This is a genomic window from Bradyrhizobium sp. CCBAU 65884, assembly GCF_028128835.1.
Classification (GTDB): domain Bacteria; phylum Pseudomonadota; class Alphaproteobacteria; order Rhizobiales; family Xanthobacteraceae; genus Bradyrhizobium; species Bradyrhizobium ottawaense.
In genome coordinates this window covers 41,417-66,119 of sequence record NZ_LBJU01000134.1, presented here as the reverse complement: position 1 = coordinate 66,119, position 24,703 = coordinate 41,417, and the positions used below count along the sequence as shown (strand labels likewise).

The window sequence follows — 24,703 nt, the reverse complement described above, 5'->3', positions numbered from 1 at the left end:
CGGCGTGCTGGATTTCCCGCCTTCGGGGGGAATGACGCCGAACGAGTGGTGAGAGGTGCAGCAGCAGATTCGGGCGTCCTGAACGCCCCACTTCAAGTCGCTGCGATTTAGCTTTAACTTGCGCCGCGCGGCTCAAGCCTTTGTAGCGCTTGATTTTCGTGAGCCGAGAGGCGAGGTTGCCGCCGGCCGGGATAGGTCCGGCTGGCACGCGCGACGTTGGAGGATGATGTGGCAAACCAGGTGCAGGATCTGACCCCGGACGAGGTCTCCAAGGGTGTCGCGGAGGGCCGCTATCTCCTCGTCGACGTGCGCGAGCCGAACGAGGTCGAAGCCGAGGCCTATCCCTACGGCGTCGTGGTGCCGCTCTCGACCTTCGATCCCAAGGCGATCCCCGATCCCCAGGGCAAGGACGTCGTGTTCGCCTGCCGTTCCGGAAAACGCTCGGTGACGGCCTCGCTCGCGGCGCAGGCGGCGGGTCTGCCTTACGACAAGCATCTGGCCGGCGGCATGCTGGGCTGGAAGGCGGCGGGGCTTCCCAGCAAGGTCGGTGGCTAGCCCCGCGATGACGTCCAAGAGCTCTTCGCTGAACAAGGTCTTCGCCGACCTTCCCGTCACCATCTTCGAGGCGATGTCGCAGGCCGCGCGCGACAATGCCGCCATCAATCTCGGCCAGGGCTTTCCCGACGATCCGGGGCCGGAGGACATCCGCCGCGCCGCGGCCGAGGCCTCGCTGAACGGCTACAACCAGTATCCCTCGATGATGGGCCTGCCGGAGCTGCGCCAGGCGATCGCGACCCATTACGGCCATTGGCATGGCCTCAAGCTCGATCCGATGAGCGAGGTGATGGTCACCTCCGGCGGCACCGAGGCACTGACCTCGGCGATCCTCGCGGTAGTGCAGCCCGGCGACGAGGTGGTGTGCTTCCAGCCGGTCTATGATTCCTATTTGCCGATCATCCGCCAGGCCGGCGGCATCCCGCGCCTCGTGCGGCTGGAGCCGCCGCACTGGCGGCTGAATGAGGACATGCTGAAAAGCGTCTTCAATTCAAAGACCAAGGCGGTGCTCTTCAACAACCCCTTGAATCCCAGCGCGGTGGTTTTTCCGCGCGAGGATCTCGAGCTCTTGGCGCGCTACTGTCAGGAGTTCGACGTCATCGCGATCTGCGACGAGGTCTGGGAGCACGTCACCTTCGACGAGCACAAGCACATCCCGCTGATCACCATTCCGGGCATGCGCGAGCGCACCATCAAGGTCGGCTCGGCCGGCAAGATCTTCTCGCTGACCGGCTGGAAGATCGGGTTCGTCTGCGCCGCGCCGCCGCTGTTGCGCGTCGCCGCCAAGGTGCACCAGTTCCTGACCTTCACCACGGCGCCGAACCTGCAGGCCGCCGTCGCCTACGGCCTCGGCAAGTCCGACGACTACTTCCTGTCGATGCGCAAGGATTTGACGCGGAGCAGGGACCGCCTGACCAAGGGGCTGGAGAGCCTCGGCTTCCCCGTGCTGAAGTCGCAAGGAACCTATTTCCTCACCGTCGACCTGTCGCCGCTCGGGCTCAACGAGAGCGACACCGAGTTCTGCTGGCGGATCGTGAAGGACTACAAGGTCGCGGCGATCCCGGTCTCGGCCTTCTACGAGCAGGACCCCGTGACATCAGTGGTGCGCTTCTGCTTTGCCAAGAAGGACGAGACCCTCGACACTGCCCTGGAACGGCTGTCGGACGCCGTGCGCGGTCGCAAGAGGTAGAGATGACGAATGTCGGCCGCTGCGGATTTGGCCTTGGCCTCGCGATCGCCGCCGCGCTGAATTTGCTTTCCGCCCCTGTCAGGGCCGAGGAGCGGGTCGTCAATTTCTACAACTGGTCCAACTATATGGCGCCAGACGTCCTCGAGGCCTTCACCAAGGAGACCGGCATCAAGGTGGTCTACGACACCTTCGATGCCAACGAGACGCTGGAGACGCGCCTGATGGCCGGCAAGTCCGGCTACGACGTCGTGGTGCCCACGGCCTATTTCCTGCAGCGCCAGATCAAGGCCAACATTTTCCAGAAGCTCGACAAGTCGAAGCTGCCGAACCTGGAAAACGCCTGGCCGATGGTGACCAAGAACCTTGCGACCTACGATCCCGGCAACAATTACGCCGCCAACTATATGTGGGGCACGACGGGCATCGGCTACAACGTCGCCAAGGTGAAGCAGATCCTGGGGCCCGACGCGAAGATCGACAGCTGGGACATCGTCTTCAAGCCGGAGAACCTCGCCAAATTTAGAGATTGCGGCGTCCACATGCTCGACTCCGCCGACGACATCTTTCCGGCGGCGCTGAATTATCTCGGGCTCGATCCGAACTCGACCAAGCAGGCTGACCTCGAAAAGGCCGCCGATGTCGTCGCAAAAGTCCGCCCCTCCGTGCGCAAATTCCACTCCTCCGAATATCTCAGCGCGCTCGCGACCGGCGAGATCTGCTTCGTGGTCGGCTGGTCCGGCGACATCATGCAGGCCCGCGCTCGCGCGGCCGAGGCCAAGAAAGACAACAGCAGTGGCATCGAGATCGGCTACGCGATCCCGAAGGAGGGCGCGCAGATGTTCTTCGACAATCTCGCGATCCCCGCGGACGCCAAGAACGTGAGGGAAGCCTACGAGTTGATCAACTATCTCTACCGTCCGGACGTCGCCGCCAAGAACTCGGACTTCCTGTCCTACGCAAGCGGCAACCTCGCCAGCCAGAAGCTGGTGGATCCGAAGATTTTGAACGACAAGAACATCTATCCGGACGAGGCGACGCTCGCAAAGCTGTTCGTCATCACGGCGCGCGAGCCGGCGACGCAGCGGATCATCAACCGGCTGTGGACCAAGGTGAAGACGGGAAGGTAGAGGGGCCGCACTCGTCATTGCGAGCGGAGCGAAGCAATCCAGAATCTCTCGGTGAGGGCACTCTGGATTGCTCGTCGCTTAGCTCCTCGCAGTGACGGCGCAACTACCGCCACCTGCGGTGCAGCCACAGCCACTGCTCGGGATGCTCGCGCACCCAGCTCTCCACCACACTGGTGATCGCCTGCGTGGTGCCCTGGATGTCGATCTTGCCGTCGGCATCGCGCACCGGTTGGACCTCCTCGGTGATCTCGGCGGTGAAGCGGCCGCCGGGCAGGCGGATGATGCGGACGCCGTGGATCGGGCATTCGACCTGGCGGAGCAGGCGGGCCAGCATCGGGTTGGCGCGGGTCTTGCGGCCGAAGAAGGTGACCTCGACGCCGCCGGTCAGATATTGGTCGATCAGCATGGCGACGTGCTTGCCGTCCTTCAGCGCCTGCGCGAGGCGGAGCGGCGCGTCGCGCCCGGCCGGGATCAGCGTGCCCATGTTGACCTGGCGCATCTCCTGGATGATGCGGTCGGCAGATGCGATGTTCGGCCGACGGTAGAGGATCGCGGCATCGAGGCCATGCGAGACGGCGGCGAGCGCCGGCAACTCCCAATTGGCGAGGTGAGCTGCAAAGATCAGCGCCGGCTTGCCGTCGTCGCGGATCTGGTCGAACAGCTCGATGCTGCGCGCCGGGAGTTCGATCCGGCTGTTTTCGGGATGGTCGCGGTCGTAATCCCAGACGTGATCCATATGGGCGAATTCGGCGCCGACGCGGCCGAGATTCTCCCAGACGCCCATCAGGATGGCTTCGATCTCTTCGGGCGACTTCTCCGGAAACGCCGCGGTGAGGTTGGCGCGACCGATGCGGTGCTCGCGCAGGCGCGGGCCGATCAGCTTCACCACGCGCGCGAAAAAGTCCGAGGTCTTGACCGGATCGAAATAGCGCGTGGTGCGCAGCATACCGACGGTGGCGGCGCCGATCAGGCTGCCGCCGATCGATTTCGCAGCCTCCCGCGCGCGGGCCTTCGTCCTCGCAGGAAGCAGCGCCATGCGTCCGGTCAGGCCGGTTCGCGGGTCAGGATCAGCGAGGCGTTCTGGCCGCCGAAGCCGAACGAGTTCGACATCACCGCGGTGACGCGGGCGTCGCGCGCCTTGTTGCCGACGACGTTGAACAGGATCGTGGGATCCGGCGTCTCGTAGTTGATCGTCGGCGGGATGCGCTGATGCTCGAGCGTGAGCAGCGAGAAGATCGCCTCGACCGCGCCTGCCGCCGAGATGGTGTGGCCGACCATCGACTTGTTGGAGGTCACCGGAATCTTCTGCGCGAGCTCGCCGAACACGGCCGATGTCGTGTTGAACTCCATCTTGTCGTTCTCGGGCGTCGCCGTGCCGTGCGCGTTGATGTGGTCGATCTGGTCCGGCGTCATGCCGGCATCGGCCAGCGTCTTGTTCATGCAGCCGATGATCGGCTTGCCGTCGGGCGAAGAGCGGGTGCGATGGAAGGAATCGGTGAGCTCGCCGCAGCCGGCGATCACGCCGAGGATCTTTGCGCCGCGCGCGGTGGCGGCCTCGTAGCTTTCCAGCACGAGCGCGCCGGCGCCTTCGGCCATGACGAAGCCGTCGCGGTTCTTGGAGAAGGGGCGGGAGGCCGCCTGCGGCGGATCGTTCTGGGTCGACAGCGCCGAGAGCAGCGAGAAGCGCACGAGGGCCTCGGGGTTCACGGTGCCGTCGGTCGCCACGCACAGCGCAGCATCGGTCTCGCCGCGGCGGATCGCCTCGACGCCGAGCTGGATCGAGGTGGCTCCGGACGCGCAGGCCGTCGACAGCGAGATCGGCGAGCCCTTGGTGCCAAAGGTCTCGGCGAGATGCGCGGCCACCGAGCCGAACATGAAGCGGTGATGATAGGCGCTGTACTTGCCGCCGCCGGAGATGCGCAAGAGATCGTCATAGTTGAAGTCGAGCGCGCCGACGGCGCGGCCGAGCTCGCGTCGCTGTGGCCATTCGACCTCGACCGGCGCAACCGCGAGGAAGAGGGGCCCCGGGAAATCGGCCTTGGCGCCGATGCCGGCCTGCTCGAGCGCTTCTTCCGTCACGAGCTCAGCCATCCGCTCGGACAGGCCGGTGGAGGAGAATGGATCGACGCTGACGAAATCGACGGTGCCGGCCATCGTGGTCTTCAGGCCGTCGACCGGAAAGCGCGTGATGGTACGGATGCCGGATTCGCCGGCAACGAGCTTGGCCCAATTGTCGGCCTTGCCGGCACCGAGCGAGGTCATGATGCCCATGCCGGTGACGACGACGACGGGGCGCCCGAGTTTGTCGCGTGGTGCAGTCATGTCGATCCCCCGATAGAGCTAGCTAACTGCCTCGACCAGCGCCATGCCTTCGCCGCGCCAGTGTCCGGCCCCCACCACCACAATCTGGGTGGGCGCTCCCTGCATTTCAATCTCGGTGCCCGTCGAATCGTTCGGCGGGAACAGCGCACCGCGCGAGATCGACAGCGCGGCGAGCGCGATGCCGAGCGGGAATTGCGTCTCCATGGTGTGGCCGAACATCGTGCCGGTCGAACGCACCGGGAAATCGGCATGGCCCTTCAGGAAGCCGCGCTCTTCGCTCGTTGCGGGCTCTGCACCGGTTGCGCCTGAGATGATGGCGCCTTTACCTTCGCGCCTGGGCAGCTTGGCCCACAGCTGCTCCAGCGTCGCGGCCATGTCGCCGGGCTGCTTGCGCCGGGCGAGGTCGGCGACGACGCTCGACAGTCTTGCGAACGGCTTTGCGCCGCGCGCTTGCGCATGCGCCTTCGACTCCAGCACCAGGAAGGCGCCGGCAGATCCGAGCGCGAAGCCGGCGTGGTCCTTGCGCGCCCAGACGGGAGCGAACTTGTCCTTGAGGTTGAAATCGCCGAATTCGTAGAGGACGAGCAAGTCCTTGCGCTCGCCATTATGCGAGCCGCCGACCAGCGCGATGTCGCTCTCGCCCGAGGCGATGCGCGCAAGCGCAATGCGGGCAGCATCGGCGCCCGCGACCTCTTCGCCCATGAAGGTGCGCGAGGTGCCGCCAAGTCCGTGCACGATGGCGATGTTGCCGGCGAGCAGATTGGAGAGCTGCGCCAGGAACAGCGTCGGCCTCAGATCGCTCATCAGCCGTTCGTTGAGGAAGCCGGGCGCGTTCGCGCCCTTGGCCTCGGCCGTCAAGACACCGGTGTCGACGTTGAGATCGCGCTCGCCGCCGCCGGCGGCCACCACCATGTCGATCTTCGACAGGATGTCCTTGTTGCCCTTGATCCCGGCGGAATCGAGCGCAAGGCCGGCGGCATAGGTGCCGATGCGCTGCCAGGCTTCCATCTGGCGCTGGTCGCCCTTCTTCGGGATCTGGCTGTCGAAGCTGACAGGCGTCAAGGGATGCACGATGTAGGGCGCAAAGCCCTTCTCGTCGACGTTGATGCGCTTCTCCTGAAGCGCGGCCCAGTTGGCGTCCAAGCCCTCGCCGAGCGAGGTCGCGAGTCCAATGCCGGTGATCCAGACTTCGGTCTGGCCGGGCTTCGAAGCAGTGTCAGTCATGGCGATACGGCCTGTTGCGGAAAGCCGACGCGCTCGGCGACTTTCGTCATGTAGCCGCGCATATCCGCATTGGGGAAGGGGATCAGCGTGAAGGTCAGCGCCGAATTCGCGCGCAGCTTGCCGCCGACCCTGATCTTGGCTTCGGTCATGGCATAGCCGGAGCCTTCATGGATGAGGCTCGCCTCGATGCTCATGAGATCGCCGGGGAAGACCGAGCCGCGGACCTTGGCCTCCTTCACGGCGGCAAGGATCGGCATGCGTTCAAATTTGAACACGCCGAGCTGAAGCCAGCCCGAGGCCTGCGCCATCGATTCGATCAGGAGCACGCCGGGCATCAAGGGGTAACCCGGGAAGTGCCCCTCGAAGATGGTGCTCTCCTGCGGGACCTGCGCTTCGACGACGATCGTCTTCTCGTCGACCTTGAGGTCGACGATGCGATCGATCATGTGGAAGTATTCGAGTTGCATGACCGCGCGCTTAGGCGCTCGCGCCCTTGGCCGCAACCAGTTCGTCGATGCGGGCGCACAGGTTCTTCAGCACGAAATACTGCTCGGTGGTCGCCTTGCCGTCATTGACCTCCTGGGTCCACTTTTCCAGCGGAAGCTTGATGCCGAACTGCTTGTCGATCGCAAACGCGATATCAAGGAAATCGAGGCTGTCGATGCCGAGATCGTCAATGGCATGACTATCCGGCGTGATCGTGTCGCGCGGGATGTCGCAGGTTTCAGCGATGATCGTGGCGACCTGATCGAATGTGGAAGACATCACTAAGCCTTTGATATATTGCGGATATTTGTCAGGTTATCCAGAGTGGCACGGTGGGTGGGCATCGCGCCCCTGATGACGCCCTCAAACCCCCCTCTGGCCGGGTCGAAAGCCCGTATATCGGAGCGCCGCCCTGAGTTCAATGGAGGCGGGCAGGCGGTGAGACGGGGCTGGGGATGCCCCGCTGAAGTCGCGTGCCCGCCGGGGCCGGGGCGAGGTGGGCCTAGATGTGCGGCGTCGTGATCTTGACGCAGTCGCGACGGCCCATCAGCACGCAATCCTGGGTCCGGCGCAGGTCGGCGATGCTGACCGCGAGCCAAATTCCGATTGCGGTTAGCGCGATGGTGAAGGCCAGCGCCGCGATGTTGGCGAGCATGCGATGGCGGAAATTGTCCGGCTCGGCGCGGGGCTTCTCGTAGCGCGACAGGTCGAGCGGTTCGGGGGCGACTCGCAACGGCTGCACGGTACCGCTGCCGCGGTGGACCGTCGGGGAAGGCGAGGTGCGCGGCCTGAACTGGAGCACCCGGTGCTCGTCGTCAGAGCTTATGGGCCGCTGGGTCGTCATGGGGCGGGGATCACTCCGAAGCAGCGATTTTAGATAGCACACGTGATGAACGTGTTGCAGAAAATCTTCGCAATGCCCGCGTGCATTTGTACGCTCGCACTATTTGTGCATGGATTGTGGGAAGCGACCGCGGAACCGGCCGTCGTGTCGGCGGCAGGGATGCAAGGGTTGCGTTGCAACAACAGAGGTAGCAAGGGCCAAGGACTTCACACCTTCGTTCCCCTTTACATCGGCTTGTGATCTCCGCGTCCTTCCGAACACGTTTTGCCGCCGCATGGCCCATGTCATAGTCGGGGAACCTGAACCGTCAGTTGCATCCATGCGAGGGGGCCTTCGACCATGACCACGACCAACGCGCGTGAGCCGAGAGTGCATCCGGTCCCGATCCTGTCGCTCCGGCCGACGCAGATGACGGTCGGCATGCGCGAGGTCAAGGAGAAGCGCAAGCGCTGGCGCGAGCATGACAAGAAGAAGCAGGCCGATCTGCTCGGCAAGCACATGATCCCCGTCGTCTACGGTCCCGACGCGCGCTATTATGTGATCGACCATCATCACCTCGGCCGCGCGCTGCACGACGAAGGCGTCAAGGAGGTGCTGGTGACCATCGTCGGCGACCTCCGCATGGTCGAGCGCGAGGCCTTCTGGGGCGTGATGGACAACAAGCGTTGGGTCTATCCTTACGACGCCAAGGGCGAACGGCGACAGTTTCGCGACCTGCCGAAATCGGTTGCCGATCTCAAGGACGATCCGTTCCGCAGCCTTGCCGGCGAATTGCGCCGCCTGGGCGGCTTCGCCAAGGACACCACGCCGTTCTCCGAATTCCTGTGGGCCGACTTCCTGCGCCGAAAGGTCTCGCGCAAGACGGTGGAGGCCGATTTCGACAAGGCGATCGAGAAGGCGATGTCCGCAGCCAAGAGCAAGGACGCGATCTATCTGCCCGGCTGGTGCGGTCCGGAGGACGATGATTAGGGGCAGTCGGGAATCGCTCTAGTGAGCTGACCATCATGCGCAGCCGCTCGCGTCAGTCGCGCTGGAAGATCCTGGCGCCGGGATAGGCGCGGCGAGCGTAAGTGACCACTAGCGCACGATCCTGCGTGTCGAGGAAGGGCGTTCGGATCAGGCACGATCCGACGATGAGGTGCCACAGGCCATTGAGCTTCTGGATCACGATCTTCATTTGAATAGTCCTTGATGACTCCCATTCCAGCGAATGCTGCTGGTCGCCGCAGTGCTTAGGATCGTGTCCGCGGATGTAGAATTCCCAACACGGCCGGGCTCCGCTGCAAAATACGTCGACCATTGTTAGTTGGTTGCGGAATGCGTCCAGATAAGCCGGATCCCATCACAGGCGCTTGAGTGAAATCAATTTCCGCGCCCATGAAACCGTCCTGAAACAGAGCCGTCCCATCTGTATGGGGTAGACGAGCTCACACAGGAGGCGAACATGCGCCGTCTGGCTTTCGTAATTGCGTTGCTCGCGGTCGCTTCGGCAGGAATTTCGGCATCGTTTGCCGCAGTTCACCACGCCAAGTCGTTGACGTTCGCGGAGCGCTTTGCTCCGGCGCTCGAGTTGATGGCGAAGCGCTAGCGGCACGGCGCCTTGCAACCATGAGCGATGCCGCGGCTGATCGCTCGCGGCGGGACATCACGTCGCACCCGTCGACCGGCCAGATGCGGCGATGGCCGGATCAGGCTTGACTTGTCGCAAATCTGCGCCGCTGTGACGGGCTAAAGTCTCTCTGCATGGTTGCAGAAGCAGCGTTGTGCCCAGACGTCGTGGGCCCGGGCTCCAAGTCATGCAAGACTGGAGACATGACCATGAGCCTGATCTTTCGTATCGTCTTTATCATCGCCGGCGCGCTCACCGCGCTGTTCGTCGCGCGCGATGCCCTGAACTTCACCATCATCCAGACCTTCGTCGCCGTCCTGCTCGTGACAGCCGTCGTGGGGGCTGGAAGTCTCTGGAGCATGCGGCGGAAGACGTGAGCAAGGAAGAAGGCGCAAGTTCGGTTGGGCTCAGCGAAACCGAGGCCCAACTTCGGCTGCAACAGGACGGTTACAACGAGCTGCCTCGGCCCGAACGGCGCACGCCCCTGCGCATCGTGCTCGAGGTGCTGCGCGAGCCGATGCTCGCTCTCCTTCTGTGTGGCGGGCTGGTTTACCTGCTGCTCGGCGACCTCCGCGAGGCGCTGCTTCTCCTGGCATTCGGCGCCATCTCCGTCGTGATCACGATCGTGCAGGAAACCCGCACCGAGCGCGTGCTGGAGGCGTTGCGGGAGCTGACCAGTCCGCGAGCGCTCGTGGTCAGGGATGGCGAGCGGCGGCGGATCGCGGGCCGGGACGTCGTCCGCGGCGATCTCCTCGTCCTGGCCGAAGGCGATCGGATTCCGGCGGATGCGGTACTCGTCAGTGCGCGTGATCTGGCGGTCGATGAGTCCCTGCTGACCGGAGAGTCGGTCCCGGTTCGCAAGCAGGCCCTCAAGACGCCGGTCGCCGAGGCTTCCATGACTGAAAAGGTCGCCTTGGCCGAACATCGCCCGGGCGGCGATGACCTGCCGTTCGTGTATTCGGGCTCGCTGGTCGTGCGAGGCGAGGGCCTCGCCGAGGTCGAGGCCACCGGCCCTCGCAGCGAGATCGGGAAGATCGGACTGTCGCTGCATGGTTTGCAGTCGGAGCCGCCGCGGCTGCAGCAGCAGACTGCACGGCTCGTACGGCTTTGCTTTCTCGGCGGCGCGGCGATCAGCCTGGCGGCTGTCCTGCTTTACGGAACGTTGCGCGGGGATTGGCTGCAGGCGATGCTCGGAGGCATCGCGATCGGCATGTCCATGCTGCCTGAGGAGTTTGCCGTCGTCCTCACGGTGTTCATGGCCATGGGCGCCTGGCGGATCTCCAAGGCGCGGGTGCTGACGCGGCGCGCGGCTGCGATCGAGGTACTCGGCTCCGCCACGGTGCTGTGCACCGACAAGACCGGCACGTTGACGCAGAACCGGATGTCGGTCGCGGAGCTGAGGCTACGCGGCGGGACGAGCGTCCGCCTCGTGTCTTCGCAGCCGGCGCCCGTGGGAGCGGAGTTTTTCGAGCTGGCGCGTTGCAGTGCTCTGGCGAGCTCGCCCGAACCGTTCGATCCGATGGAGAAGGCCCTGCACGCGTTCGCGCAGGCGAATCTGCCGGAGGCTGATGAAACCCTGCATGCTCGGACCTTGATCCGCACCTACGGCCTGCGTCCCGAACTGCTGGCGATGACCCAGGTTTGGCAATCGTCCCAGGGGGTGTTCGCCTCGGCCAAAGGTGCTCCCGAAGCGATTGCGCGCCTCTGCAAGTTGCATGGTGCGGACCAGGACGCGATGCGGGATGCGGTCGCGGCGATGGCGAAGGACGGTCTTCGCGTGCTCGGCGTGGCCGCCGCGACCTGCGACGGCGAGGCCCTGCCGAGCTCGCAGGAAGGTTTTTCGTTTCGCTTCCTCGGTCTGGTCGGGTTGGCCGATCCGCTTCGTCCGCACGTCCCCGAGGCGGTGGCCGAATGTCGTTCGGCCGGCATCCGCGTCGTCATGATCACGGGCGACTATCCGGCGACCGCCATGGCGATCGCCGGGCAGGCCGGGCTCGACGTCAACGAGGTCGCGACCGGTGAGCAGATCAGGCTCGCGGACGAGAGCGGGCTGGAGGCCCTCGTCAGGAACGTGAACGTGTTCGCGCGGGTCCTGCCGGAGCAGAAGCTGCGGATCGTTCAGGCCATGAAGCACAACGGCGAGATCGTCGCGATGACCGGCGACGGCGTCAACGACGCGCCGTCCCTGAAGGCGGCCCATATCGGGATCGCGATGGGTGGCCGCGGCACCGATGTCGCCCGCGAGGCATCCTCGATCGTCCTGCTCGACGACGATTTCGGCTCCATCGTCGCATCCATCCGGCTGGGGCGCCGAATCTACGACAATCTCCGCAAGGCGATGGCCTTCATTTTCGCCGTCCACGTTCCGATCGCGGGGCTCGCCCTGCTGCCGCTGGTTTTCGGGCTGCCTCTGGTTCTCGGGCCCGTTCACATTGCATTTCTGGAGCTGATCATCGACCCGGTCTGCTCGCTCGTGTTCGAAGCCGAGCGGGAGGAGCGCGATGTCATGACGCGCCCGCCGCGGCGCGCCGATGCGGAACTTTTCTCGTGGGCTTTGGTCGGCTGGAGCGTTCTTCAAGGCGTCATGGCATTTGCCTTGATTGCGGTGATTTTCGTCGTTGCGCTTCGTTCCGGTATTCCACCCGACGAGGCGCGCACGCTGGCTTTCATCGCGCTGGTCGTCTGCGTCGTCGCGCTGGTGCTGGTCAACCGGTCCTTCAGCGCGTCGTTCTTGTCGGCGTTCTTCCGTCCGAATCCGGCTTTGCTCTGGATATTCCTGTCGATCGCGCTCGTTCTGGCCGCGGCCCTGTTCTGGCCGCCGGCGTCCAGTCTGTTCCGGTTCGGTCCCCTGCACCTGGACGATCTGATGGTCACGCTCGGCGCAGGATTGCTGGTGCTCACGGCGCTCGAACTGCTGAAGCCGGTTTGGGGCCGGCGGTTGCGATTCTAGATCGTGACGCGGCAGGTCGGTCATCGGGGCGCGCTGCGGTGGATCGTCAGCGTCGGGAATTCATGCAGCCCGTGGAGGGCCGGCGCAAGATGCTGAGGCCATTTCATTAGAATGGATCCAGTCTACATAGATTCTACGACACGAACGTCCAAAAGACTTTGATTGTGCGTTCGGAGTCTTTGCATGGTCGTCCCGGTAAATTCGGGGACTGGGAATGCTGGAATTCGTGTTTGACGCACGCGCAACGAAGCGCGGATGCGTGTCGATGCTGTGCGGTCTTGTCGTGCTTCCGGCGATCGCTTTTGGCGGCAACGCGCAAGCCCAGAGCGCGAGCGCAGCATCAGATCTTCCGCCGGTCGTCGTCGAGCAAAGCCGCGCGAACAAGCGTCAGGTCACGAGATCGCGCACCACCCGGTCTGTGAGCGCCCGAACTGCGCGATCGCGCGCGGCAGGACAGGTGCTCCAGTCCGGCTCTCAGCCCGCCGCCGTCGCCATGGAGCGCGGTACGGATCCGGTGAAGGGATTTGTACCTGTCGTCAGCTCGGCTGCGATGAAGTCCGACGTCCCGATCCTCGAGACGCCTCAATCCGTCTCCGTCGTCAGTCGCGATCAGCTCGATGCCCGCTCCGTCACGACACTGGTCGAAGGATTGCAGCATGTCGCAGGTCTCGCCATTCAGCCGGGCGGTAAGGACCCGCGCTTCGACAATGTCTTCATCCGCGGCTTCGACAACAACGGCTACGGCGCATATCGCGATGGGCTTCGCGAGATGGGCGATCCCAACTTCCTCTCGCTGTTCCGCAACGAGCCCTATGGTTTCGAGCGCATCGACGTCATCAAGGGGCCGAGCTCGGTCATGTATGGGCAGGGCGCGCCGGGCGGACTTGTCGATGTCATCAGCAAGCGGCCGCCCGAAAAGGCCTTCGGTGAGATTGTCGGGCAGTTCGGCAACTACGACCGGTTTCAGGGTGCCTTCGACTTCGGTGGTCCTGCCACCAAGGACGGCACGCTGCTCTACCGGCTGACCGGTTTGTTCAGGGATTCCGATGCGCAGATCGCCAACTTCTCGAACTACGTGAAGGACAATCGCACCTATATCGCGCCGGCGGTGACCTGGAAGCCGACGAATGACACGACGCTGACCATTCTCGCCGACTATACCCGCGATCTGACCGGCAACGCCTTTCCGCTGTCGATGGCCCATGTGAGCGGCGGGAAGATCACCGGTGTCACGGCGCTGCCGCTTTTCCTTGGCGATCCCAGCTACAACAAGTTCGACCAGGAGCAGGAGCGTGTCGGCTACCAGTTCGAGCATCGCTTCAGCAACAATCTGGTCTTCGAATCGAAGGCCCGCTACGGCCACACCGAACTCGACTATCGCTATCTGACGTTCATCGGAAGTCCGCTCGATACGACCACGGTCTTTCCGCGGCGTGCGGTGCGCATACAGGAGCAGGTCGAATCGCTGTCGACCGACAACCACCTGATCAGCAAGTTCAGCACGGGGCCGCTTCAGCATACGGTGGTCTCCGGCGTCGACTATCTGACGTTCAACATGACGGACCGGACTTATTCCGGAGCAGCGCCGCCGCTCAGCAAGCTCAATCCGGTGTACGACCAGGCCGTCGTCGTTCCGACTGCGCTCACCACCCCCTCGACGAACCAGACGATCGACCAGGTCGGCGTCTATGTGCAGGATCAGATGAAGATCCAGAACTGGATCTTCACGCTGGGTGGCCGGTACGACGCCTCGGAACAAAACACCTACGCCTTGGCGACCAACAAGACCACCGACACGAAGGACACGGCCTTCACCAAGCGGGGAGCCGTCTCCTACGTGTTCGATTCCGGTGTTGCGCCTTATTATAGCTACTCGGAATCCTTCCTGCCGACACCCAACACGAACTTTGCGGGAAACCCGTTCAAGCCGACGATGGCGCAGCAGCATGAGGTGGGCGTCAAGTATCAGCCGTCGCGAAACCTGCTGATGACCGTGGCGATCTACGACCTGACGCGGCAGAATTCGCTCACGTCCGATCCATCACATCTCGGCTTCTCGGTCCAGCTCGGCGAGGTGAACTCGCGCGGCATCGAGTTCGAGACGCTGGCGCAGATCATGCCCGGGCTGAACTTCGTGGCGACCTACACCAACCAGGATGTGAGGGTGACGCAGAGCACCGGGACCGACCTCGGCAAGGTGCCGACGCTCGTCGCCCGCCAGCTCGCATCGGCCTATGTCGACTACACGATCCAGGGCGGCACCTGGGACGGCTGGGGACTTGGCGGCGGCATCCGTTACAACGGACCGACCTTCGCCGACACGACCAACACAATCGTCAACGAGGGCTACGTCGTGCTGGATGCGGGCCTGCATTATCGTCAGCCGAAGGGCGTCAACCTGGCGCTGAACGTGAAGAACATCGCCGATCGCGTCACGCTTGCCTGCACGACGAATGGCGGTTGCCAATACACGAGCCCGCGCACCATCACGGGCACGGTCAGCTATCGCTGGTAGTATTCGTCATGGTTCAAGCACGCACGATTCGCCTGTGGTCCCGCATTCACACCTGGACGTCCCTGGTGTGCATGCTGTTTCTGCTGATGCTGTGCGTCACGGGGCTGCCGCTGGTCTTTCACGATGAGATCGACGACCTGCTCGAGGATGAGATCGCGGCGCCCGCCATGCCGGCCGGTACGGCGCGGCTCTCGCTCGACCGGATGATCGCGGCGGCACAGGCGCGCTTTCCCGGTCAGTACGTGCTGCTCCTTAATCTCAAGCAGACGGAGCCGCTGGTCACCGTCGCGGTTTCTCCGACGGCGATCCCGGCGCCGGGCAGCTTTCATCGCCTAACGCTTGATGCGCGCACCGCCGAGGTGCTCGGGGAGGAGGCTCCCCATCAGGACGTCATGGACATTGTATTGCGGATTCACAAGGACATGTTCGCGGGCTTGCCCGGCGAATTGTTTCTCGGAGGGATGGGTCTTCTGTTCGCAGCGTCGATCATATCCGGTGTGGTCGTGTATTGGCCGTTCATGCGGCGGCTCGATTTCGGCACGATCCGCCGGCGCTCGTCGCCACGCGCCAAATGGCTCGACACCCATAATCTCCTCGGCATCGTCACCGTGACCTGGACGATGGTTGTGGGTCTCACCGGCACGATCAACACGCTGGCGACGCCGCTGTTCGATCTGTGGCGCGCGCAGCTGATCCCGGTCTTGCTGGCGCCTCATCTCGGCAAGCCCGTGGCTCCGATCCCGTCGGTTCAGGCTTCTGTCGAACTCGTCCGCGCGAGATTTCCGGATCGTCTGGTCACCTCGGTGACGATGCCGACGTCGGCCCGCTTCGGCAGTCCGCAGCACCTCGTCGTCTGGACCAAGGGCGCGACGCCTTTCACGGCGCGCATGCTCCAGCCGATGCTCGTTGATGCCAATGACGGCAAGACGATCGCGGCACCCGAGGTGCCGTGGTATCTGAAGACGCTTCAGGTCTCGCGCCCACTGCATTTCGGCGACTATGGTGGGCTTCCACTGAAGATCATCTGGGCGCTGCTGGACATCATCACGATCATCGTTCTCGTCAGCGGGATCTATCTGTGGGTGGCGAGGCGAAAGTCGTCGGTCCGCCGCAAGCCGCTCGACGCGGGCCGGACCGCGGCAGTCGGCGTCTAGCCCATGGCCATTCCCGCCCGGAACCAGCTCCGGATTCACAGGAGCGCCTGGGATGTCTTCCGCTGGCCTGTCCTTGTCGGCGTCGTCTGCGGCGCGGGGCTCGGCGTTGCGCTCGTCGGGGACGGCTTCTGGGACGCTCTTTCGTGGCCGGGGTTGTCGCTGCCGGTCGTTCTGGCGATTGTCTGCTGGCGCCGTGCAGGTCGACCCCGCTGAGATTTATGGACGGCGATCCGGCTCCGACAGGTGGCGCTCTTCAATATCGTGGCTGACGTCGTGTTTCTCATCCTTGCCGCCAAGCATCCGATGCAGCCAGCGTTCGACACGTCGGCCGATCGTGAGCAGCACGAAGGTGAAGGCCAGCGTGACCAGGACGATCTTCCATTGCCCGGCGCCGCACGCAATGCCGAGACAGGCGGCGAGGAAGGTGCAGGCCGCGCTGGTCAGGCCGCGTACGCGAAAACGATCGCTCTCATGGACGATGACGCCGGCTCCGAGGAAGCCGATGCCGGTCAGGATGCCCTGGATCACACGGCTCGCCGCATCGGTGATCTTGCCGGGCTCGGCGAACTGGACCGCGAGCAGCACGACGGTTGCGGTGGAGAGCCCGACGATGCCGAGTGTCTTCAGCCCGATCGGCTTGCCGTGCAGGTCGCGGTTCAGGCCAATCGCGCTGCCGGCGAGCGTCGCGGTGCCGAGGCGCAGCAGGATTTCGGGCCAGTCCATCTCGGTCATGTCTTGTCCGTCACTTCTTCGGCACGCGTCCCATCAGGTAGAACTCGTCGTTCGGGCGCATGCCCGTGAAATTCGCCAGCCGGTTCGACAGCGCAAAGAAGGCGGAGATCGCGGCGATGTCCCAGATGTCGTCGTCGCTGAAGCCGTGCGGCGCGAGTGCGGCGAAATCGTCCTCGGAAATGCGCTGCGCGTCGGCCGAGACCTTCATCGCGAAATCGAGCATCGCCTTTTGCCGCGGCGTGATGTCGGCCTTGCGGTAGTTCACCGCGAGCTGATCGGCAATGAGCGGGTTCTTGGCGCGGATGCGCAGGATCGCGCCGTGGGCGATCACGCAATACTGACACTGGTTGGCGGCCGAGGTCGTGACCACGATCATTTCGCGCTCGGCCTTGGTGAGGCCGCCGTCCTTCTCCATCAGCGCGTCATGATAGGCGAAGAACGCGCGGAACTCGTCGGGACGATAGGCCAGCGTCAGGAACACGTTCGGCACGAAGCCGCTCTTCTCCTGCACCGCGAGAAGACGCGTGCGGATGTCATCGGGCAGCGTGTCGAGGGCGGGAGCTGGGAAACGTTGTGAGGGCTGTGTCATGGTCATGGATTCCGGCTTGCGGCCGGGGACCATAGTCGATGCGGGCGAGAGGCTCCAGAGGAGTCGTTACGTCTGGTGCCCCGGACGCAGCGCAGCGCTCCGGCGATGCGAAGCATCGTCCGGGGCGGTGAGCTGCTGAGCCGGGGCCCATGTCTCCGAGAGTGCCGTGATTGTGGCATGGCTCCCGGCTCTGCGCAGCAGCGTTTCACGCTGATGCGCGTCCGGGACACGAGAGTCCTTACCGCAGCGGCTTCTTCAACAGCGAGAAGCGGTCCGGATCGAGCCCCATCGAGGGCTGCAGCATCGGGGCCTCGACGTTGGAGAGCGTCTTGGCGGGCGGAGCCGAGAACACAGGGTCGTTCGGCACGTCGCGCTGCGAGGTGGCGCCGCGCCAGCGTTCCAGCACGGCGCTGACGAAATGCATGTCATGGCCGGAGGTGACCGAAGGCACGCTGCTGATGGTAGCCTCGCCGCGCGGCAATTGGTGCGGTGGCACCTCCTTGAAGCGCAACCGGGTCGGCAGTGCGACGCCTTCGCCGAAGGCCAGCACTTCACGCGTGCCAAGCGAGGGCACGAAGGAGAGCAGGTTCGCGGCGGCGTCCGACACTGCGGCGCGCAGCAGCGCCTGGTCGCGCTCGTTGGCAAGACGCATCGTGAACAGCGTGTTGCACTGGGAGATGATGGTGGCGTCGAGCTCGGCCGGACGCTGGGTGATGAGACCGAGATAGACGCCGTATTTGCGGCCTTCCTTGGCGATGCGCGACACCGCCTTGCGGGTCGGGCCGAAGCCGATATTGCGGTCGGCGGAGGCGTAGCGATGCGCTTCCTCGCAGACGAACAGCAGCGGCGAGACGCCGTCGCTCCACAGGCCGAAATCGAAGGCCATGCGGCACAGCACCGAGACGACGGAATCGATGACCTCGGCGGGGAAGCCGGCGAGTTGCATCACCGTCATCGGCTTGCCGTTCGCCGGCAGGCGGAACAGATGGCTGATGACCTCGGCCATGGTGTCGCCGCCGACATTGGCGTTGTCGAACATGAAGGCGTAGCGGGGGTCGTTGCGCACCGCTTCGATGCGCGAAATCAGCTTGTGATAGATGATGCGCGAGGAGCGGTTCTCGAGCTTGCCCATGCGCTCGTCGATCAGCGACATCAGGTCGACCAGGCGGTACGGCACCGGGGTGTCGACGGTGTAGCCGATCTGCTTGGGATCGATGCGCTTGAGGCCGATGCGGTCGGCGTTCTGGTATTGGGTGTAGACGCCCTTGGCGAGCGGGATCACCTCGGCCAGGATGTCGAGCTCCTCGGGCACGCCGGCGCGGCCGCCGAACAGCACGTCGACGATTTCCTCGAAATTGAACAGCCAGAACGGCAGCTTCAGGTTTCGCGGGTTGAGCACCAGCGCGCGGTCGCCGAAGCAGCGGCCATATTCGTTGTGCACGTCGAGCAGGAAGATGCGCAGGTTCGGGCGCGCCTTCAGGATCTCGTTGAGCAGCAGCGACACGCCGGTGGACTTGCCGACGCCGGTCGATCCCAGCACTGCAAAATGCTTGGACAGCATTTCCTCGACATCGACATAGGCGACGACCGAGCGATCCTGCTGGAGGAAGCCGACATTGATCTGGTCCGAGCCGGTCGGCGCGTAGATCGTGCGCAGCTCCTGGCTGGTAATCAGATCGACGGAATCGCCGATGGTCGGATAGTTGGTGACGCCGCGCTGGAATTTCGGCTTGTCGCTGGCGTTGAGGATCTCGCCGAGCAGGTCGACCGAGGCAACCGCGATATAACTGTCGCTGCTCGACAGGTTCTCGCAGGACACCTCGGTGATCATCGCAACGATGACCGAGCTGGCGCTGCGAATACTGACGAAGCGGCCGACGGTCGCCCGAACTTCCGAGATAGGCATCTGGCTTTCTGCCAGCAGCCCGACCCGGGCCAGCGATCCGCGAACCGAAATCACGCGTCCAAAGGATGTCACGATGAATGAACCTGGCAAGAGCAAGGGATCTGCTCGGACTATGCGCGGCCGTGGCTGCACAAACGGTTAAGCGCCGGGCGCGGGCACTTCGTTAAATCCGCGACAATTCGGCCGCGAGGTTTGTTCCGATTGCATACCTACTGGCGGAAACGGCGGGAAATTGGCGCAGTTTCGGGCCGTTGGAGCCGAAAGGCAATTAAGGAACATTTTACCATCAGGCCAGTCAGTCCACCGTTCGGGGGACATCTTCCTTCGATCCAGGGGTGGTTGATTTGTTGACGGGACCTAATCATTTGTACATTAGTACAAATAGGCCGGCGGACCTTGTGACCGTCTCCGGGGGCTGAGCGCGTTTCAGCCTTGCTCCCGATGATGCGATCCGGTCGGCGGATCGCCAGCTGTGCCCTGGAGGAAAGCCATGCAGCCCGAACCGATCCTCGATCTCGCTCATCTCGGCCATATGGAGCTGCTGACGCCCAAGCCCGATGAGAGCCTGAAATTCTTCGTTGACGTCATGGGCATGACCGTCAGCGGCCAGAAGGGCGAGTCGGTTTACTTGCGCGGCTGGGACGATTACGAGCGCTATTCGCTCAAGCTGACGGCGTCGAAGACCTCGGGCATGGAGCACATGGCGCTGCGCGCGCGCAGCCAGCAGGCGCTGGAGCGCCGCGTCGCCGCGCTGAAGGGCTCCGGCTTCGATATCGGCTGGATCGACGGCGACATGGGGCAGGGGCCGACCTTCCGCTGCCGCGACCCTGACGGCCACATCGTCGAGCTCTATTACGAGACCGAATGGTATCAGGCACCGCCCGAGCTGAAGCCGGCGCTGAAGAACCAGGCGCAGCGCTTCCCCGCTCGCGGCGTCAATGTCCGCCGCCTCGATCATCTCAACTGCCTCGCCGTCGACATCAAGGCCAACCGCGAGTTCTTCGAGAATTACCTCGGCTGCCGCCTCACCGAGCAGATCGTGCTCAATGACGGCCGTGAAGCTGCGATGTGGCTGACGATGTCGAACAAGAGCTACGACTTCGCCTATTCGCTCGACCATTCAGGCGTGCCGGGCCGCTTCCACCACGTCACCTATGCGCTCGATAGCCGCGAGGAAATTCTGCGCGCTGCCGACATCTTCCTGGAGAACGGCATCCACATCGAGACCGGCCCGCACAAGCACGCGATCCAGCAGACCTTCTTCCTCTACGTCTACGAGCCCGGAGGCAACCGTGTCGAAGTCGCCAATGCCGGCGCCCGCCTGATCCTCGCGCCGGACTGGAAGCCGATCGTGTGGACCGAGGAGGAGCGCAAGAAGGGCCAGGCGTGGGGGCTGAAGACGATCGAGTCCTTCCACACCCACGGCACGCCGCCGGTGGAAGTGAAGAAGCACGCTTAGTGGATTGAGCCGCGCACCCTCGCGATCGTCTCGCGCACGCCGGTCCACGCCGGCTTGTCCGGCGCGAACTGGCCGCGCAGGAAGCTGACGAGTTCCTCCACCTGCGCGTCGCTCATGCTGTTCCTGAACGCCGGCATGTAGCCGAGGTCGCTCGACACCGGCTCGGCGATACCGTGCAGGATCACCTGCACGAGATTGTCCGGCTTCATGCTGTGGATGTTGCTGTTGAGCGCGAGCGAGGGACGGCTGCCGAACAGCGGTAGGCCGCCGACCTCGTGGCAGACGGCGCAGGCGCCCTGATAGAGCCGCGCGCCGGTAGACGAGGCGACGGTGACTTGCGTTGCGCTCTCGAGTTTTACCGCGAGCGCAGGCGCGTCGGGCGCGGTGTCGTTGAACGAGTTGAGATAGACCGCCATCGCGCGGATGTCCTGGTCGGGCAGGGCCTTGAGGTCCCTGACAACAGGCGCCATCGGGCCGGCGGCCACGCCGTGATAGCGCGAATGTCCGGTGCGCAAGTAAGCGAATAGCTCGTCCTCGTTCCATGGGATCGGCGCATGCGAGAGCGAGGTCAGCGGCGGCGCCTCCCAGCCCTCGGCGAAGCCGCCGGCAAGATATGCCCCGCGCTGCTCGGCGCCGAGAGCGTTGCGCGGCGAATGGCAGGCGCTGCAATGGCCGAGACTTTCGATCAGATAAGCGCCGCGATTCCATTGCTCGGATTTGGCGGGGTCGGGTCTGAACGGGTTCGCCGCGTGAAACAGCGCATTCCATCCCGCGAGCAACGGGCGCAGATTGAACGGGAAGGCGAGCGTGTTCGCGGGTGTTGTTGCGCGCACCGCAGGCTGCGCCATCAGGTACGCGTACAGCGCCTGCATGTCGGCATCGCTGGTTTTCGAAAAATGCGTGTAGGGAAAGGCGGGATAGAGCTGCCGCCCGTCGCGGTGTAGCCCGTCGCGCATCGCGCGCTCGAACGCCGGGTATGACCAGGCGCCGATGCCGGTCTCGACGTCGGGCGTGATGTTGGTCGAGTAGATGGTACCGAATGGCGTCTCCAGCGCGCGGCCGCCGGCATTGAGCACGCCATTGATCGTGGTGTGGCACTCCGCGCAATTGCCGAGCGCAGCAAGCTGCTCTCCCCGTGCGATCGTCGCGGCGGAATAGACCGATGCGTCGGGCCGGGCGATCGGCGCAATCGCGCGCCCCGGCAGCAGCGCCGCGCCAATGCCGATCGCGGCGGTGCAGACCGCGGCAATCGTCGCGACAATGCCGGCGCGTTTGGCGAAGGGAGTCTCCCAGATGCGCGACGGCGGCGGCGCAGCGGGCGCGGGCAGGGCCTGCGGCACGGGCGATGTTTCACCGTGCAATCCCCTCAGGATGCGTTCGGGCGTAAAGGGCGGCTCGCGAAAGCGCACACCGGTGGCATCGAAGATCGCATTCGCTATCGCCGCCGCACTCGGGACCGAAGCGGACTCGCCGACGCCGAGCGGTGGCTGGTCCTGACGTGGCAGCATCAGCACGTCGATCTTGGGCACGTCGGGGAAAGGGATGATCGGATAGGCGCCCCATTCGCGCGCCGCCACCGCGCCGCGCTCGAACGAGACTTCCTCCATCAGCGCGCGGCTGGTGGACTGGATGACGTTGCCGTGGATCTGGTGGCGTACGCCGTCCGGATTGATCATCAATCCGGAATCCTGTCCCGCAACCACGCGCGTCACGCTGACATCGCCAGTCGATTTGTTCACCGCGACGTCGGCAATCCACGCCGACCACGCCGCGCCGTAGCCGGGAAACTTGCTGTGGACGTAGAGCGCATAGGCAAAGCCGCGCCCGTGCACGATCTCGCCGTCCTTCTCTTCGCGCGCCGGTCGCGGCGCCCAGCCCGCGCGCTCGGCGACCGCGTTGACGAGATCGACGGCGCGCTGGTCCTTGAGGTAGCGCAGGCGGTATTCGATCGGATCGACGCCGGCCTCGGTTGCGGCTTCGTCGACGTAGGATTCGTGCGCAAACGTGTTCGGCAGCGCGGAGACACCGCGGAACCAGGAGGCGCGGACGATCGGCGGCATGTCATGGGCGACGACGCGCATGTGGTCGTAATCGTAGGGCGGGATCGCGGTGCGGTCGCCCATCTGCAGCACGGCAGGTTCGGATGGAATGCGACCGGTGAGCAGCAGGGCCAGCGTCGGTGCGGCATTCGAGGGATAACGGGTGGCGAGATCATACGCCGCGATACCGCCGTCCGCATCCAGACCGCCATTGACGTCGATGAGCTGCGCGGTGCCCTTGGGCTCCCAGGCGTGCTCCTGCTCGCGTGTCAACTGCACGCGCACGGGCCGCCCGACCGCGCGCGACAGCAGCAAGGCGTCGGCAGTGACATCGTCGGCGCAGTTGCGCCCGTAGCAGCCGGCGGCTTCCAGCCGGATCACCTCGACCTCGCTTTCCGGTCGCTCGATCAGAAGTGCGAGGTCGCTGCGCAGCACGTGCGGATTTTGCGTGCCCGACCAGACCCGGATATTGCCGTCCTGAAAATCCGCGACGGCGCAGGATGGGCCGATCGAGGCGTGCATCTGATACGGCCACACGTAAGTACGCTGCATCGGCTTGGCCGCACCTGCTATCGCCGCATCGACGTCGCCCTTGTCGATCAGCGTGCGCGGCGTCGATGGATTGGCGCGCAGCGCGATCTCGATGTCGGCGAGATCGGTAAGGGTAGGCGTAGGCTTCCAGCTCACCTTGAGCTGCTCCGCCGCGCGGATCGCGTTCTCTTCGCGCTCGGCGACGACACCGACGAAGTCGCCGATGCGCACCACGGCGACAAGCCCGGGAATGTTGCGCACTGAGGATTCGTCGACCGCGATCAGGCTGGTGCCGACGAACGGACCGGCATCGACGCCGGCATAGGGCGGGCGCACCACGCGGCCGTGCAGCATGCCGGGGACGCGGATATCGTGAACGAAAGTCAGCTCGCCCGTGGCCTTGGCGGGCAGGTCGACGCGCGGCATCGACTGGCCGACGATGGCATAATCGCCGACCGCCTTGACGGTGACGTCGTCGCCCAGCTCGAGGCGGATCGTCTCGTCGCCGATCAATTCGCCGTAGCTGATGCTGCGATTGTCGTGCCCGCGCACGAGGCCGTCTTCGATCCTGAGATCGGCCGCCGGCAGCTCCAGCCGCTCGACCGCGCGCGCGATCAGGAAGTGACGGGCTTGCGCCGCGGCCTTGCGCAGGGGCACGGCCGTGATCTGGATGGTCTCGCTCGCGATCGTCGCGCCCTGATTGGGCACCACCGCAGTGTCGCCGAGCACCACGACGACGCGCGCAAAGGACACGTCCAGCTCCTCGGCGACGATCTGGCCGAGCGCGGTGCGGATGCCGGTGCCGAGATCGACATGGCCGTTATAGGCGCTGACCGATCCATCCGCGGTGATGCGGATGAAAGTCTCGGATGTGAGTTCGTCCACGGTGCGGACGACGACGAGCGAACCGGATTGGCGCTCAGCTCGATCAGGGGCAGGGGAGGCCATCAATCAACGGCCTCGGTGAGCTGGCCGGAAGCGCGCATCACGGCGCGCAGGATTTCAACATGCGTGCCGCAGCGGCAGAGATTGTAGCGGAGCGCCGCCAGCGCCTCCTGCTCGGTCGGCCGCGGGTTGATCGCGAGCAGCGCCTTGGTGGTCATGATCATGCCGTTGAGGCAATAGCCGCATTGCGCGGCCTGCTCGTCGACGAAAGCCTGCTGCACGAGGTCAGGCTTGTCGCGCGTGCCGAGCCCTTCGAGCGTCACGATGTCGCGGCCGGCGCAGCCACTGACGGGAATCACGCAGGAGCGGGCCGCGGCCCCGTCGATCAGGACAGTACAGGTGCCGCATTCGCCGAGGCCGCATCCATATTTCGGGCCGTTGAGCGCGAGATCGTTGCGCAGCACGTAGAGCAGCGGCGTCTCCGGCGCTGCAGCGACCTCGTGGATCCCCCCGTTCACGGTGAGGCGGATCGGTGTCTGCGTCATCCTCGTTTCCAAGCGCTCGGCCAGTAATGGCGAAAATCTACG

Annotated in this window: 22 protein-coding genes; 10 read left to right on the top strand and 12 right to left on the bottom strand. The window is 64.6% G+C overall.

Annotated elements, in window-relative coordinates; all coding sequences use genetic code 11:
* Window positions 1-228 precede the first annotated feature (228 nt).
* From XI03_RS38360 to XI03_RS38350, 3 genes are read left to right on the top strand one after another with little or no spacing between them, the layout of a single operon-like run.
* Window positions 229-555: a rhodanese-like domain-containing protein gene (locus tag XI03_RS38360; RefSeq protein WP_026202463.1), complete on the top strand. Its 327-nt coding sequence runs from the start codon at window positions 229-231 to the stop codon at window positions 553-555.
* Window positions 556-562: 7 nt separating this feature from the next.
* Complete coding sequence (locus tag XI03_RS38355; RefSeq protein ID WP_049824287.1) at window positions 563-1,744, top strand: aminotransferase; 1,182 nt, start codon at window positions 563-565, stop codon at window positions 1,742-1,744.
* 2 nt (window positions 1,745-1,746) lie between these two features.
* Window positions 1,747-2,871, top strand: a complete 1,125-nt coding sequence (locus XI03_RS38350) for a polyamine ABC transporter substrate-binding protein (protein ID WP_038946309.1) — start codon at window positions 1,747-1,749, stop codon at window positions 2,869-2,871.
* A gap of 103 nt (window positions 2,872-2,974) precedes the next feature.
* On the opposite strand, the gene XI03_RS38345 is transcribed toward XI03_RS38350, so the two are convergent.
* From XI03_RS38345 to XI03_RS38320, 6 genes are all read right to left on the bottom strand, one after another.
* Window positions 2,975-3,907: a lipid A biosynthesis lauroyl acyltransferase gene (locus XI03_RS38345; protein ID WP_038946310.1), complete on the bottom strand. Its 933-nt coding sequence runs from the start codon at window positions 3,905-3,907 to the stop codon at window positions 2,975-2,977.
* Window positions 3,908-3,915: 8 nt separating this feature from the next.
* On the bottom strand, window positions 3,916-5,193 hold the full coding sequence (locus XI03_RS38340; RefSeq protein WP_028145255.1) for a beta-ketoacyl-ACP synthase: 1,278 nt from the start codon (window positions 5,191-5,193) through the stop codon (window positions 3,916-3,918).
* Between the two features lie 18 nt (window positions 5,194-5,211).
* A complete protein-coding gene (locus XI03_RS38335) occupies window positions 5,212-6,417 on the bottom strand; it encodes a beta-ketoacyl-ACP synthase (RefSeq protein ID WP_271595029.1) in 1,206 nt (401 codons plus the stop codon).
* Window positions 6,414-6,884 (bottom strand): 3-hydroxyacyl-ACP dehydratase FabZ family protein, encoded by a 471-nt coding sequence (locus tag XI03_RS38330; RefSeq protein WP_028145253.1) that lies wholly within the window; start codon window positions 6,882-6,884, stop codon window positions 6,414-6,416. Before XI03_RS38330 ends, XI03_RS38335 begins: the two co-directional genes overlap by 4 nt.
* Before the next feature lie 10 nt (window positions 6,885-6,894).
* Window positions 6,895-7,182 carry an acyl carrier protein gene (locus tag XI03_RS38325; RefSeq protein WP_007592476.1) on the bottom strand — a complete coding sequence of 96 codons (288 nt, stop codon included), beginning with the start codon at window positions 7,180-7,182 and terminating at the stop codon, window positions 6,895-6,897.
* A 223-nt stretch (window positions 7,183-7,405) separates the two neighbouring features.
* Entirely contained in the window at window positions 7,406-7,747 is a 342-nt protein-coding gene (locus tag XI03_RS38320) for a hypothetical protein (protein WP_028145252.1), read from the bottom strand.
* 339 nt (window positions 7,748-8,086) lie between these two features.
* Here XI03_RS38320 and XI03_RS38315 point away from each other — a divergent pair, with 339 nt between their 5' ends.
* Window positions 8,087-8,716 (top strand): ParB-like protein, encoded by a 630-nt coding sequence (locus XI03_RS38315; RefSeq protein ID WP_028145250.1) that lies wholly within the window; start codon window positions 8,087-8,089, stop codon window positions 8,714-8,716.
* A 52-nt stretch (window positions 8,717-8,768) separates the two neighbouring features.
* Here the strand turns inward: XI03_RS38315 and XI03_RS38310 are convergent, their stop codons facing one another.
* Window positions 8,769-8,924: a hypothetical protein gene (locus XI03_RS38310; RefSeq protein WP_162832237.1), complete on the bottom strand. Its 156-nt coding sequence runs from the start codon at window positions 8,922-8,924 to the stop codon at window positions 8,769-8,771.
* Window positions 8,925-9,191: 267 nt separating this feature from the next.
* Here XI03_RS38310 and XI03_RS38305 point away from each other — a divergent pair, with 267 nt between their 5' ends.
* From XI03_RS38305 to XI03_RS38285, 5 genes are all read left to right on the top strand, one after another.
* Window positions 9,192-9,335, top strand: coding sequence for a hypothetical protein (locus XI03_RS38305; protein WP_162832236.1), 144 nt, complete (start codon window positions 9,192-9,194; stop codon window positions 9,333-9,335).
* Between the two features lie 230 nt (window positions 9,336-9,565).
* Window positions 9,566-9,733 carry a hypothetical protein gene (locus tag XI03_RS38300; protein WP_162832235.1) on the top strand — a complete coding sequence of 56 codons (168 nt, stop codon included), beginning with the start codon at window positions 9,566-9,568 and terminating at the stop codon, window positions 9,731-9,733.
* Window positions 9,730-12,306, top strand: coding sequence for an HAD-IC family P-type ATPase (locus tag XI03_RS38295; protein ID WP_271595028.1), 2,577 nt, complete (start codon window positions 9,730-9,732; stop codon window positions 12,304-12,306). The genes XI03_RS38300 and XI03_RS38295 overlap by 4 nt, the downstream gene beginning before the upstream one ends.
* A 550-nt stretch (window positions 12,307-12,856) precedes the next feature.
* Complete coding sequence (locus tag XI03_RS38290) at window positions 12,857-14,821, top strand: TonB-dependent siderophore receptor (protein ID WP_442869811.1); 1,965 nt, start codon at window positions 12,857-12,859, stop codon at window positions 14,819-14,821.
* 8 nt (window positions 14,822-14,829) lie between these two features.
* On the top strand, window positions 14,830-15,975 hold the full coding sequence (locus tag XI03_RS38285) for a PepSY-associated TM helix domain-containing protein (protein WP_271595026.1): 1,146 nt from the start codon (window positions 14,830-14,832) through the stop codon (window positions 15,973-15,975).
* A gap of 216 nt (window positions 15,976-16,191) precedes the next feature.
* Here XI03_RS38285 and XI03_RS38280 read toward each other — a convergent pair whose 3' ends face one another.
* The 3 genes from XI03_RS38280 to XI03_RS38270 form a co-directional block, all read right to left on the bottom strand.
* Complete coding sequence (locus XI03_RS38280; protein WP_038946318.1) at window positions 16,192-16,707, bottom strand: MgtC/SapB family protein; 516 nt, start codon at window positions 16,705-16,707, stop codon at window positions 16,192-16,194.
* 10 nt (window positions 16,708-16,717) lie between these two features.
* Window positions 16,718-17,296, bottom strand: coding sequence for a peroxidase-related enzyme (locus XI03_RS38275; protein WP_271595025.1), 579 nt, complete (start codon window positions 17,294-17,296; stop codon window positions 16,718-16,720).
* 238 nt (window positions 17,297-17,534) lie between these two features.
* Window positions 17,535-19,274, bottom strand: a complete 1,740-nt coding sequence (locus tag XI03_RS38270; protein WP_026202466.1) for an ATP-binding protein — start codon at window positions 19,272-19,274, stop codon at window positions 17,535-17,537.
* A gap of 418 nt (window positions 19,275-19,692) precedes the next feature.
* Between XI03_RS38270 and XI03_RS38265 the strand changes: the two genes are divergently transcribed.
* Window positions 19,693-20,661 (top strand): catechol 2,3-dioxygenase, encoded by a 969-nt coding sequence (locus tag XI03_RS38265; RefSeq protein ID WP_028145244.1) that lies wholly within the window; start codon window positions 19,693-19,695, stop codon window positions 20,659-20,661.
* Here the strand turns inward: XI03_RS38265 and XI03_RS38260 are convergent.
* Together XI03_RS38260 and XI03_RS38255 are read right to left on the bottom strand one after the other, a co-directional pair.
* Complete coding sequence (locus XI03_RS38260) at window positions 20,658-24,179, bottom strand: molybdopterin cofactor-binding domain-containing protein (RefSeq protein ID WP_271595024.1); 3,522 nt, start codon at window positions 24,177-24,179, stop codon at window positions 20,658-20,660. The genes XI03_RS38265 and XI03_RS38260 overlap by 4 nt on opposite strands.
* Window positions 24,179-24,661, bottom strand: coding sequence for a (2Fe-2S)-binding protein (locus tag XI03_RS38255; RefSeq protein ID WP_271595023.1), 483 nt, complete (start codon window positions 24,659-24,661; stop codon window positions 24,179-24,181). Before XI03_RS38255 ends, XI03_RS38260 begins: the two co-directional genes overlap by 1 nt.
* Window positions 24,662-24,703: the final 42 nt, after the last annotated feature.